The organism is Ottowia caeni, assembly GCF_050821495.1.
GTDB classification, from domain to species: Bacteria; Pseudomonadota; Gammaproteobacteria; order Burkholderiales; family Burkholderiaceae_C; genus Ottowia; species Ottowia caeni.
This window is the reverse complement of the sequence record NZ_CP151080.1, coordinates 3,838,100-3,850,509: the sequence shown is the minus strand read 5'-3', so window position 1 is coordinate 3,850,509 and position 12,410 is coordinate 3,838,100. Positions and strand designations below refer to the sequence as shown.

Below are 12,410 nucleotides of genomic sequence, written 5' to 3'. Positions count from 1 at the left end.
AAGGAAACCGATCGCGGCTGAAGCCGCTCCTACAAGCGATACCTCTTTCTCCTCAGAACGCCGGGCGCCCCCAAGGGGCCTGGGAAGCTCATGAGAAACAAAACTTTGAAAGCCCCAAACAGCGTCCAACATTCCTGCTTTTGTAGGAGCGGCTTCAGCCGCGAAGGGTCACCGTCATCACTGGCGTCTTGTGCTCGGAAGGAAACCGATCGCGGCTAAAGCCGCTCCCACAAGCCATGCCACTGTTTCTCCCCGGAGCGCCGGGCGCCCCTAAGGAGACTGGGAAGCTCTAAAGAACAGGCCCCAGCGATGCCATGACGTTGTTCCAGATATGCCGCCACCAAGGCCACTGGGCAACCTGCCGCTGTGTCACCAGGTCGGATTGCTCTATATAGTGCCGCTGCCGTTCCATCACAGCAGCCGTCGTGGCAGGATCCTGGAGCAGCAAATTGTTCTCGTAGTTCAAATCGAAACTGCGCAGATCGATGTTGGCTGAGCCGACGAGCGAGACTTCGCCGTCGGCGGTCAGAGTTTTGGCGTGCAGCAGACCGCCACGGTACTCGTATATGGAAACGCCGGAGTTCAACAGCCGGTGGTAGGTGCTGCGGCTGGCGGCGGCCACGATCCAGGAATCATTGCGCTGAGGAAAAATCAGCGTGACTTGCACACCACGCCAAGCTGCGGCGCACAAGGCTTCAAGCACCGTGGCATCGGGTACGAAGTACGGTGTCGAAATGATGAGTTCGCGTTGTGCGTTGGCAATCAGAGTGGCAAAGAGTTGTGGCGTGGAGCCGCTGCGTTCGGTAGGCCCGTCACCCACCACTTGGGCGGGAAATCCATCCTGCATGGGCTTGGCATTGCTGAGCAGGGGGGTGAAGCGCGCATCGTCGGTAGACTGCACCCAGTCGCTGGCGAACAGCAATTGGGACTGTGCCACAGCCGGGCCTTCTACGCGGAGCATGATGTCCACCCAGGGGGCATATTTGGCTTTCACCAGAAACGCCGCATCGGCGCAGTTCTGGCTGCCAACGTATGTGACGCGGCCGTCAATCACTGTGATTTTGCGGTGATTTCGAAGATCAATCCGGCTCGTCAGAATGATTTTCAAGGGGTTGCTCACCGGTAGCGCCACAGCCACATGCACTCCTGCCTCCTGCATCTGGCGCCACAAGGGGGTGCGTGTGAGCGCGCGTGAGCCGAGGCCGTCTACCATGGCTCGGCAAGTCACACCTCGTCGCGCCGCGCGCATCAGTGCTTGCGCGATGTCGTTGCCTGTTCCGTCTGCCAGCCAGATGTAGTAGAGCACGTTGATCTCATGCTCGGCGGCGTCCATGTCGGCAAGCATCCGTGCGAGGGTTTCTTCGTTGCCGCTCAGGACTTCTGCACGGCAGCCGGGCAGAGGGTGGAAACTGTTCATCGAAGCTGCATAGCGGAATACGCCGCGCCACTTCGGGTCGATGAGGGAATCAACGTTGCCTTGTTCGCCCAAGGCGCTGCGCACTGCTGTGTCATTCGGCCAGCGCAATTGCAGGAATCTGGCCACCGGTTGGTGCCGCCCCGTCAAATGGCGGCCAAGGTTGACCTCCCCCAGCAAGTAATACAGAACCACGCCTACGTAGGGCAGAAGCAGCAACACGATCAGCCAGGCCATACGCGTGTCGGGCTTCATGTCGTCTCTCAGCAGCACCCTCGTCGCCACCGCTACCACCATGATGACGTAGAGCGTGAGAAGAATGTTTGGGATCATGTACAGGCTCTCAACGCGAACTTTCTGGTTGTGGCAGGATCGGGCGGCATGGTGATCCAAGCTCCTGAAATTGACTGGTCCTCCCCTTGGTGGACGCCGCTGTACGCTCTCGGGCAGCCCGCGCTTTCACGTTGGGCGGCAGGACAGTCCGTGGCCGATGCGCTGAATGCATCTAATGCGGCCCCTGTGCACTTTATACCCCAGCACGCACTGCCGGAGGGGAGCGCCTATGAGCAATTTATCTTCGAGCGAAGATCAGTGCCGACACGTGACAATCTGCACGACTTCCTCAATGGACTGATCTGGCAGCGATATCCGCAGGCCAAGCGGCGCTTGAACTGCCTGCAAGCGGCTGAAATTGCCCGCAACGGTGTCGGCGCTACACGCGGGCCTGTGCGTGACGCGGTGACTGTATTCGACGAAAACGGCGCCCTGTTGGCTGGACCCGATGAACTGATTGATGCCCTCCGCGAGCGCCGATGGTCCGATCTGTTCGGCACCTTGCGTCCGCTTTGGCGGCAGTCGCGTCTGTGGGTGTTTGGCCATGCTGCGCTGGAAAAGCTGATGTCGCCCTATAAGTCGATTACCGCGCACGTTGTTCCCGCGCCCGCGACCCTTCAAACTGCGGAACAAGCCGATGCCTGGCTGGCCGAATGGCTGGATGCCGGCCGATTGGTGCCCAAACCCTTCCTGCCGCTACCGATTTTGGGGGTCCCCGGCTGGTGGGCAGAGAACGAGGAGGGGGCTTTCTACGACGATCCCGCGGTGTTCAGGCCCTTGCCGAGCTGATGGAGCCACCGTTGCGTGGGGCATGGGTGCTGAAATCCGAAGAAGAATCGTGTTGTGGGAGCGGCTTCAGAGTGTGTCGCAAAAGTGGTTTGTGCAGCAGTGGCGATTGGCTCCCTCTCCTTTGGGGAGAGGGTTGGGGTGAGGGAACGCGCTTGCGCGCTATCTATCTTTTCAAAGCGCGGAGCGTTTTTTGTTCACCGTGCAGGCCACAAAACAATGCCAGTCTCAGATCGTGCGCCGCTGCCCTCACCCTATCCCTCTCCCCGGAGGGGGAGAGGGGAAAAGAACAAGGTCATTTTGCGACACCCTCTAAAGCCGCTCCTGCCAAAGAGACCAAGAGCGCACTTGATTCAAGGCTAAAAAAACAGAACCCCAAATGGAATTCTTTCCGTTGAATCTGCTCCAATACGCCCCAAGTACCTTCAGAGTCAGTTTTTCGCTCATCCAACCAAGGAATAGGACCCGATGAATCGCATCCTGTTGTTCGTATTGACCAACGTCGCCGTCATGGCGGTGCTGGGTATTGTGACGAGCCTGTTCGGCTTGAACCGTTTTGTCGGCCCCAACGTTCAGGTCGGCCAACTGATGATCTATTCACTGGTGATCGGCTTCACCGGCGCCATCATTTCGCTCATGATGAGCAAGACCATGGCCAAGATGAGCATGGGGGTGCAAATCATCAACCAGCCTTCCAACGCTGACGAAGCCTGGATCGTTGAAACGGTGCGTCAGCTTTCCGAAAAGGCTGGCATCCAGATGCCTGAAGTCGGCATTTACGAGGGTGAACCCAACGCCTTTGCCACCGGTGCGTTCAAGAACTCGGCTCTCGTGGCCGTGTCCACGGGCCTTCTGCGCGGTATGAACCGCGAAGAAATCGAGGCCGTGCTAGGCCACGAGATCGCCCACGTGGCGAACGGCGACATGGTCACCATGACGCTGATCCAGGGTGTCATGAATACCTTTGTGGTGTTCCTTAGCCGTTTGATCGGTTCGCTGATAGATGGAGCCCTGCGCCGTGGCAGCGACAGCAACTCCGGCCCGGGCATTGGCTACTACGTGAGCACCATCGTGCTGGACATTCTGTTCGGCTTCCTGGCCGGCATGATCGTGGCGTGGTTTTCGCGCTACCGGGAATTCCGTGCCGACGCTGGTGCCGCCAACCTGCTGGGAGGTCGTCCGCAGCCCATGATCCGTGCGCTGCAGCGCCTTGGCGGCATGCAGCCTGGGGAGCTACCTTCCACCATGCAAGCGTTGGGCATCACCGGGAGCCTGGGCAAGCTGTTCGCCTCCCACCCGCCCATGGAAGAGCGCATCGCCGCGCTACAGAATTACAAAGGTTGAGCCTTCCATAGAAAAAGAACCGCAGTGTCCATTGGAGACTGCGGTTTTCTTATTGGTAGGTTTTTTTGCGAAGGGCGTTGCCTCAACTGCCTGAACGGCGAGGCGCAAATCAAATGGGTACAGCCTGCCGCGTAAGCTATATTTCTCGGCCATGAGTGGCCCCATTACCGTCCTCGCCTGTCCTGCTGCGGCTTTGCCGGTTCTTCTGGCGGCTTCTGCCATACGTGCGGCACGGGCTGTGCAACAAGCGCACGCGCAAGCCGCCGAACTGCGTGAGAAGCACGAGCAAGACCGCACGGCCAACAGGCAGCGACAATCCATCGCGCATAGCCAGGGTCTGGCGGCGTTGCAGGCGCAGGCAGATGCGGCTGAACAACGACTGGCCCAATTGGCGGAGCTGAGTGAACGCCTGGGCAACGGTCAGGCACTGAAAGCGGCACAGCCCCAGCGCCCAAGCACCGAAGATTTCATTTCGCTGGCAGACTATGTACGTGCCATGGAGGCGTTTACGCAGGAAGCGCAAGGTGTGCTTCTGACGGCGCTGGCGGGTCAGCCTTCTGGTGATGGTGAAGCTGGTGAGCTCGCCCTGACGTTGGCCAGGGTGGAACAAGTTGACGCAACCCGTCCCTCCCAGCGTTTGCTACAGAGAGTTGCGCACATGGGGCCGGTGCCTGCTCACATCCAGTCGCTGGCCGACGAACTGGATGGCGCCACGGATGCTGTTCGTTTCGACCTCCTGGCCAGCGAATTGCGCCGCCGCGTTCAACTGCATGCCGAAGATGCCCTTCAGGAGGAGGTTTTGCGCGCACAGGCCCTGGTGGTGGAGCAGTCTTTGCAAGACCTGGGCTACCAGGTCGAGGAAATCGAAGCCACGCTATTTGTCGAAGGTGGTGTCGCGCATTTCAGAAAAAATCATTGGGGAGACTACATGGTGCGCATGCGCGTCGAGGAAGGAGGCGGCAGCCTTAACTTCAACGTGGTGCGGGCCGTAGATGCACACGATGCCGCCGAGCCCAGTGTGCAAGACCATCTGGCCGAAGACCGATGGTGCGCAGAGTTTCCCGCCTTGCTCAAAGCCCTTGCCGCGCGAGGCGTGCACCTGGAGGTGACGCGCCGCCTGGAAGCAGGGGATCTGCCAGTACAACGCGTTGCCCGCGACCGCCTGCCGCGGTTCGCCGAAAGCGAGGCGCCCGGGAGCATTCCCGCTCAACAACCCATGGCCTTGAACACCAAGCCGGCTAGAGGTTGAAACCAAAACAGCTGACCGCCTGTAATCAAATGAGTACACCTCTTCCGCGTTGGCTGGCAGATGTGGCGCGCACGCTCCCCATACGCTCTCAATTCGTTATTTCCGGCAATATCCGCGACACTTTCCTGGCGGACGTCAGAGGCCAGGCGGCCCTGGTGCCCTTGCAGCGCGCACTGTGGGAGACACTGCGCAAAGCGGGTTATGCTTGCATGCTGGTGTACGACCCGGCAGACGGTATCCGGGCCTACCCCGATGAGCCGGAGCCGCGTCAGCTGGCCGAACGCCTGTTCGGCCTCAAGCTCTCGGGCGGGGGGCAAATGCTCAGTCTGGAGTCGCTCACCAACCTGATGCGCCAGCTCACGGCCGAACGGCAGGCTCGGTGTGCGCTGGTGATGGATTTCGCTTCACGTCTCACACGCCAGCCGAGCCAATTGTCTGAGGCCGAGCACCGTTTTTTTGTTGTTGCAGAGAAGCTTTCATTGCAGGCGACGCCGGTGGTTCCTCTGGAAGGGGGAGGGGCGCCCCTGTTCAATCCGGTGGTCTGGTTGCTCAATCGTGCGCAGGACCTGCCCTCGTGGCTCACGCTCGACAGTGAGCGCGTGGCCAGTCTGGTGATCCCCCGGCCAGACTACGAAATGCGCATGGCTGCCGCGCGGCAATTGGGGCCGCTTTTTGCGGGTTTCGATCAGGCCGAGCCGTCTGCGCGTGAGCGCTTTTGAAGTCGTTTACTGAAGGCGCCGAGGGCATGGCACTCAGTGCCCTAGCCGACATCACGCAGTTGGCAGACTCCCAGAAGTTGGGCGTGGCCGACATCGAAGACGCCGTTCGATGCTACAAAGTAGGCGCGCTCGACAACCCCTGGAAAAAGATTATTTGCGCGACAAGGTGCGTGATGGCCAGGCGTTCATTGAGGAGCGGGTGAAGGGGCAGCATGCGGCCGTCGTCAAGACTCTGGACATTCTGAAACGCTCCATCATTGGCCTGACCGGTTCCCAAGCGCGTTCCGGAGGAAACCGGCCGCGTGGAGTGCTTTTTTTGCGGGCCCGACCGGCGTAGGCAAGACCGAGTTGGCCAAAACGCTTACGCAACTCATTTTTGGCGATGAGCGGGCGTACCTGCGGTTTGACATGAGTGAATTCGCAGAAGAGCACACGGGCGCGCGTTTGCTGGGGGCGCCCCCGGCTATATAGGCTTTGATGCAGGTGGCGAGCTGACCAACGCAGTGCGCGAAAAACCCTTCTCGGTAGTGCTTTTCGACGAAATCGAGAAAGCCCACCCTCGTATTCTCGATAAGTTTTTGCAGATTCTGGAAGACGGCCGGCTGACCGATGGGCGCGGCGACACGACCTATTTTTCTGAGACGATCATTGTCTTCACCTCCAATTTGGGCATCTACGTGGAAGACGCACAGGGCCAGCGGGTGCAAAATGTCAAGCCCAGTGATGCGTATGAGGTGGTGGAGGCGCGGGTGCGTGGCGCCATTGGCGACTACTTCAAGTTTCGACTGTCACGCCCCGAAATTTTGAACCGCATTGGCGACAACATCGTGGTCTTCGGCTTTATTACGCCGGAGGTGGGTGAGTTGATCTTTGATGGCATGCTGCGCAACGTAGCCCGGCGCCTGCGCGACGAGTTGAAGCTGCGGCTGGTCATGTCCGCCGAGATCCGCCGCAACCTGCTCGCCCGCTGCACGCAAGATCTGTCCCACGGCGGCCGTGGTGTCGGCAACATGCTCGAATCGGTTTTCATCAACCCATTGTCACGCGCGCTGTTCGAGCATTCCCTCGAAGGCAAGCAAACCGTCGCCGTCACGACCATCAACGAGGTCGACAAAATCGTGACGCTAGGCTTGCAGTTGACCTAAGCCTAAAAACGGCAGTTGACCGCTTGCAATCATCAGGAAAGCCGCTTGAACACTGAATTTCGATGCTCCGATAACGCTCACCCGTTAGGTGAGAGCGCTACGCACCCGATCAGGCCGCCCTCAGGCACTCTGGCGGCGTTGCTCGTTCTTGCAGGCACGAGCCTGCCGCGTCCTCACGTCTTGCCAGCGCACCTGATGACGACCTGCTCGGGCGCGTCCAACTACCGTTTTTAGGCTAAGAGAACGCCCGTCCCAGCCCAACAATCGAGCCCATCATCAGTCGACTGATGGTTGGGCTCGCCCGCCTCAATCCAGCAAGGAAAGATCTCGCACAGCCCCCTTGTCGGCCGACATGACCAGTTTGGCATAGGCCTTGAGCGCTGCCGACACCTTGCGCGGGCGGGGCTTAGCCGGCTTCCAGCCCAGAGCGTTCTGTTCTTCGCGACGCTTGGCCAGCTCCTCGTCGCTCACCAGTACATTGATAGTGCGATTCGGAATGTCGATGCGTATGCGGTCGCCGTTGCGCACAAGACCAATCGCGCCTCCTGCAGCAGCTTCTGGTGAGCAGTGGCCAATCGACAGGCCGGAAGTGCCCCCGGAAAACCGCCCGTCGGTGAGCAGCGCACACGCCTTGCCCAGACCCTTGGACTTGATGTAGCTCGTCGGGTAGAGCATTTCCTGCATGCCGGGGCCGCCCTTGGGGCCTTCGTAGCGCACCACCACCACATCGCCCGCCTTTACCTTGTCGGCCAAAATGTTTTCCACCGCCTCGTCTTGCGACTCCACGACGTGCGCAGGTCCTTCAAAGACCAGAATGGACTCATCCACACCGGCTGTCTTGACCACGCAGCCGTTCAGCGCGATGTTGCCCGTCAGGACGGCCAGGCCGCCTTCCTGGCTGAAGGCGTGTTCGTTGGAGCGAATGCAGCCGTCAGCGCGGTCGAGGTCCAGGCTCGGCCAGCGTGCGTTCTGGCTGAACGCCACCTGGGTGGGAATACCACCAGGGCCGGCCATGTAGAAGGTCTTCACGGCCTCATCTTCTGTGCGGGTGATGTCCCACTGCGCCAGCGCCTCGCCCATGGTCTTGGCATGCACGGTGGGCGTGTCGGTGTGCAGTTTGCCCGCGCGATCGAGTTCGCCCAGAATCGCCATGATGCCCCCGGCGCGATGAACGTCCTCAATGTGATACTTGTTGGTGTTGGGGGCTACCTTGCACAGTTGCGGCACGCTGCGCGAGAGGCGGTCGATGTCGGCCATGCCGAAGTCAATCTCCGCTTCCTGGGCAATGGCAAGCAAATGCAAGATGGTGTTGGTCGAGCCGCCCATGGCGATATCCAGCGTCATGGCATTTTCAAAAGCCTTGAAGCCGACCGAGCGCGGCAGGACTGCGGAGTCGCCCTGCTCGTAGTATTGACGCGCCAGTTCCACAATGCGGCGGCCTGCACGCTTGAAGAGCTGTTCACGGTCGGCATGGGTGGCCACCACGGTGCCGTTGCCTGGCAGAGAGAGGCCCAGCGCCTCGGTCAGGCAGTTCATGGAGTTGGCGGTGAACATGCCAGAGCAGGAACCGCAGGTGGGGCAGGCGGAGCGCTCGATTTCCGCGACATCGGCATCGCTCACCGTGTCATCGGCGGCCATCACCATGGCGTCGATCAAGTCGAGCTTCTTGATCTGCATGATCGGCTTGCCTTGGGGGCCAGGCACAGCCAGGGTGGCCTTGCCTGCTTCCATGGGGCCGCCAGAGACGAAAATCACGGGAATGTTCAGCCGCATGGCGGCCATCAACATGCCGGGGGTGATCTTGTCGCAGTTGCTGATGCAGACCATGGCATCGGCACAATGGGCGTTGACCATGTATTCGACGGAGTCGGCGATGATGTCGCGGCTGGGCAGCGAGTACAGCATGCCGTCGTGGCCCATGGCAATGCCATCATCGACCGCGATGGTGTTGAATTCCTTGGCCACGCCGCCAGCGGACTCGATCTCGCGCGCCACGAGCTGGCCGAGGTCTTTCAGATGCACATGGCCGGGAACAAACTGAGTGAAGGAGTTGACCACGGCAATAATCGGCTTGCTGAAGTCTTCGTCTTTCATACCGGTGGCACGCCACAGAGAGCGGGCACCTGCCATGTTGCGGCCGGCGGTGGAGGTCTTGGAACGATATGCTGGCATGGTGTTACTGGTTGAAAAAGGGTGCTGCCCGGGACACCGCCCCGGTAAAACTACCCAATTGTCTCTTTTTGTCCGCTGGTGTGTGCAAAATGAGCGCCTCTCCCACTTGCAAGGAGGGGAAACGACCCGGTCCCATGAATATTTTTATCAATAAAGTGCATTTTCCCGTCACGGTACTGGGGCCGGGGCGCCGCATCGGCATCTGGATGCAGGGCTGCTCCATCGGGTGCAAGGGCTGCGTGTCACGCGACACCTGGCCGCGGGACGAAGGCAAGGCCATGGGTGTGGACGATTTGCTGGCCTGGTGTAGGGAAATGGGCGCCAACGGGCTGGATGGGGTCACCATCAGCGGTGGTGAACCATTCGATCAGCCCGCCGCGCTGGAAGCCTTGTTGCGTGGCCTGGCGCACTGGCGCCAACAGCGGAGGCTGACTTTCGATATCCTCAGCTACAGCGGCTATCCATTGGCCACCTTGCGCACGCGGCATGCGGCGCTGCTCAGCCGGCTGGATGCCGTGATTGCGGAGCCGTATGTTGATGCCTTGCCGAGCGATCACCCGTGGTGCGGTTCCTCCAACCAGAAGCTGGTGGCGCTTTCGGCGCGTGGCAAACAGGTTTATGCCAGCCGCCCTGGCTCGAACGCACCAGCGGGCAAGCGCATTCAGGCGCTGGTGGATGGGGAGCGCGTCTGGTATGTGGGCATTCCTTCACGGGGTGACATGGAGCGTCTGGAAGAGCTGTGCCGCGCGCGCGGTGTGGAATTTTCACAGGTCTCCTGGAGATCCTGATGGGCGGAGAACTGGTGCGCGTGTGCCCTTCCTGTGGGGCTCATCATCCTCCTGACCGCCTGCGCTGTCATTGTGGCGGGTTGCTATTTGGCGTGGATCTGGTGCGACCGGCGGCGCTGGCCGCCGAAGAACCCGTGCCGGCGGGGGTGGCCGCGTCGGCACAAGCCCCCACCCCCGCCGCTGAGAAAACTTCGACTGTGCTCTGTCCCCATGACGATTGCGGCCAGGCCAATCCAGCGGGGAGCGAGCGTTGCCTGTATTGCAACCGGCCGATGCAGGAGGCGGGTGAATCCACGCACGAGCCTGCGCCCACCCTGATGCAGCTACCCGCGGCCTTGCGCCCGCACTACCGCGTGATGCAGATGTTCGAGGCGCAAGGCGCGGAGGCCGACATTCTGCTGGTGCAGCCCCTCAAGCCGGAGAGCGGTGTCGCGGCGCGCTTGGTGGCCAAAATCTATCGTCAAGGCATTCTTCCCAGCGACGAGGTGCGGGCGCGCATTGCCCGGGTAGATGTGCGCCATCGCGTCAATATCCTCGAAGCTGGCCGCTCAGACGGCCGTGCCTATGAGGTGATGGAGTTTTGTGCGCACGGCTCGTTGCGCGAATGCATGCGAGGGCAGCCCCTGCCCGAGGCGTTCATTGTCGACGTGATCAATGAGCTTGCCCCAGCGCTGCAGGCCGTGCATGACGCAGCCTTGGTGCACCGCGACCTGAAGCCAGAGAATGTGTTGTTGCGGAGTTCGGAGCCGCTTGATCTCGTATTGACCGATTTCAGTACCGCGTCTGTCATGGACGCCACCCAGCGCTTCACAGGCATGGCCCGGACGCTGCTTTACGCCCCGCCCGAGGCCTTGTCTGGCGTGCTGGACGCCAAGGCAGACTATTGGGCGCTCGGCATGCTGCTTCTGGAGATGGCGGCTGGCTCACACCCCTTCGAGGGGCTGTCAGAGGCCGTAATCCTGCACCACCTGACCACCCGCACCATGGATGTGACCGGCGTGGAAGATGCGCGCCTTCGCAGCTTGCTTCGGGGCTTGCTGTTGCGCGATCCCCAGCGGCGCTGGGGCGGGGAAGAAGTGAAGCGCTGGCTGGCTGGTGACGATACTTTGCGGGAAGCTGTCGAGCACGACGTGGAGGCCGGCTTTGCGCAGGCTTATGCGGTGCTGCACGAGCGCTGCACCACACCGGAGCAGTTGGCGGTGGCGTTCGCGCGGCATTGGCAGGCGGGGGTGGCTGATCTGACCAATGGCCAGTTGCTACGCTGGTTTACTGAGGTTCACAAGGATCAGAACGCCGTTCGCCTGCTGTTGGGGCTGCGATATGACAGCACGCTCAGCCCCGACGAGCAATTGCTCCGTTTCATTCTGCATTTTGTGCCTGGAATTCCGCCACTCTGGCAAGGGCGCAGCATTGAGCTGGGGGCTCTGCTGACGCAAGCCCGCCAGGCCTTGCGTGGGGACGAGGCGGCTGCTGAGTGGCTATGGCAGCTTCGCCAGCATCGCGTGCTGGACATCTATGCGGCGGCAGGCAACGCCAAGGCGGCTGAGTTGGCCGAGCGCTGGAACACCGTGGCCGACGATTTCGAAGCCGCCTGGTCTGCAACACAGGCACTGTTGCAGAGTCGAGCCGAGTCGGCGCGCGGACCGGGAGAGGTGGTGTCATACGACGACGTGGTGTATGGGCAGCGCGTTGCCGGTCCGTCACGCCCGTCGCGCGCCGCGTTGCAACCGAGGTTACTTGCCGCCGCATACGACCCGGCCTGGGTGGAAGCGCTGCGCGGCCGGTTGCTGAATGAGCTTGCCGCGCTGTCGGTGCAATGCCCGTGGATGATGGAACTGGGGGATCCTCAGGCGATGACGTCCGCGCAACTGCTGGCTTATGAGGCGCTGCTCCCTGAGTTGCGCAAGAGAGCTCAACTTCAGGTGCGCCGTGAGGCCGAAGAGGTGCGACGACAGGTTGCGGCCAGTGCAGAGCTGAGTGCAGCGCTACAGCTGAATTTGGCGCAGATCAGTGGGTATGCGCGTCGGCTGAGCTTCCTGTCGTCTTTAGAATCCGAATTGTTGCTCGCCCCGCTTGATGAGTATCTGGCCCTCATGGGGCGCATTCGAGCCCACGGCGCCACTGAGGAGGGCTGGCTCACGCTGAGACGTCAGGCGCTGCGCACTGAACCGCTGGTGCTGAGGATGCGCAGCGTGTGCGAACGATTGCGCGAGCGGCGCACGGCCAATGCAGGCTGGGCTGGGGAGGAGGCATCGGGCATTTTTGTTCTAGGTGTCATGCTGTCCGTTTGGTGGCGAGCCGGCCTGGGACTGCTGCTTTTTCTGTCGCTGGCAACGGTCATCATTGCCTGGCGCTATTTGCCTGTTCTGCACATGGTGCAGGACATACACCGGCTTGGCAGGGATTTAGCCCTTCGCCAGGTCACGCCGTTACAGCCGAACCCCGAGCTATAGTGTTCAA

11 protein-coding genes and 1 pseudogene are annotated in these 12,410 nt (G+C 61.0%); 10 read left to right on the top strand and 2 right to left on the bottom strand.

Features of this window, described 5'->3' with window-relative positions; genetic code table 11:
* Positions 1 to 289: 289 nt before the first annotated feature.
* Positions 290 to 1,747, bottom strand: coding sequence for a cardiolipin synthase (gene cls / locus AAAK34_RS18110; RefSeq protein WP_231694825.1), 1,458 nt, complete (start codon positions 1,745 to 1,747; stop codon positions 290 to 292).
* 48 nt (positions 1,748 to 1,795) lie between these two features.
* Between cls and AAAK34_RS18105 the strand changes: the two genes are divergently transcribed.
* The 8 genes and pseudogenes from AAAK34_RS18105 to AAAK34_RS18070 all read left to right on the top strand — a co-directional run bounded on the left by AAAK34_RS18105 (position 1,796) and on the right by AAAK34_RS18070 (position 7,224).
* Entirely contained in the window at positions 1,796 to 2,536 is a 741-nt protein-coding gene (locus tag AAAK34_RS18105) for a DUF3025 domain-containing protein (protein ID WP_231694826.1), read from the top strand.
* Positions 2,537 to 3,001: 465 nt separating this feature from the next.
* Positions 3,002 to 3,877, top strand: a complete 876-nt coding sequence (gene htpX, locus AAAK34_RS18100) for a protease HtpX (RefSeq protein ID WP_231694827.1) — start codon at positions 3,002 to 3,004, stop codon at positions 3,875 to 3,877.
* A gap of 151 nt (positions 3,878 to 4,028) precedes the next feature.
* Positions 4,029 to 5,126, top strand: a complete 1,098-nt coding sequence (locus AAAK34_RS18095) for a hypothetical protein (protein ID WP_431777538.1) — start codon at positions 4,029 to 4,031, stop codon at positions 5,124 to 5,126.
* A 29-nt stretch (positions 5,127 to 5,155) separates the two neighbouring features.
* The gene (locus AAAK34_RS18090) at positions 5,156 to 5,845 is read left to right on the top strand and encodes a hypothetical protein (RefSeq protein WP_431777537.1); all 690 of its coding nucleotides are present in this window, start codon (positions 5,156 to 5,158) and stop codon (positions 5,843 to 5,845) included.
* Between the two features lie 109 nt (positions 5,846 to 5,954).
* Positions 5,955 to 6,182 carry a hypothetical protein gene (locus tag AAAK34_RS18085; protein ID WP_431777536.1) on the top strand — a complete coding sequence of 76 codons (228 nt, stop codon included), beginning with the start codon at positions 5,955 to 5,957 and terminating at the stop codon, positions 6,180 to 6,182.
* Positions 6,183 to 6,193: 11 nt separating this feature from the next.
* Positions 6,194 to 6,600: pseudogene (locus tag AAAK34_RS18080) on the top strand (AAA family ATPase); the annotation flags it as partial.
* Positions 6,580 to 6,990 (top strand): hypothetical protein, encoded by a 411-nt coding sequence (locus tag AAAK34_RS18075; RefSeq protein ID WP_431778038.1) that lies wholly within the window; start codon positions 6,580 to 6,582, stop codon positions 6,988 to 6,990. The pseudogene AAAK34_RS18080 and the gene AAAK34_RS18075, both read left to right, overlap by 21 nt.
* Before the next feature lie 45 nt (positions 6,991 to 7,035).
* Entirely contained in the window at positions 7,036 to 7,224 is a 189-nt protein-coding gene (locus AAAK34_RS18070; RefSeq protein ID WP_431777535.1) for a hypothetical protein, read from the top strand.
* A gap of 72 nt (positions 7,225 to 7,296) precedes the next feature.
* Here AAAK34_RS18070 and ilvD read toward each other — a convergent pair whose 3' ends face one another.
* Positions 7,297 to 9,162, bottom strand: coding sequence for a dihydroxy-acid dehydratase (gene ilvD, locus AAAK34_RS18065; protein ID WP_231694830.1), 1,866 nt, complete (start codon positions 9,160 to 9,162; stop codon positions 7,297 to 7,299).
* A 134-nt stretch (positions 9,163 to 9,296) separates the two neighbouring features.
* Here ilvD and AAAK34_RS18060 point away from each other — a divergent pair, with 134 nt between their 5' ends.
* Together AAAK34_RS18060 and AAAK34_RS18055 are read left to right on the top strand one after the other, a co-directional pair.
* A complete protein-coding gene (locus tag AAAK34_RS18060) occupies positions 9,297 to 9,950 on the top strand; it encodes a 4Fe-4S single cluster domain-containing protein (RefSeq protein ID WP_231694831.1) in 654 nt (217 codons plus the stop codon).
* Positions 9,950 to 12,403: a protein kinase domain-containing protein gene (locus AAAK34_RS18055; RefSeq protein ID WP_231694832.1), complete on the top strand. Its 2,454-nt coding sequence runs from the start codon at positions 9,950 to 9,952 to the stop codon at positions 12,401 to 12,403. Before AAAK34_RS18060 ends, AAAK34_RS18055 begins: the two co-directional genes overlap by 1 nt.
* The last annotated feature ends 7 nt before the right edge of the window (positions 12,404 to 12,410 follow it).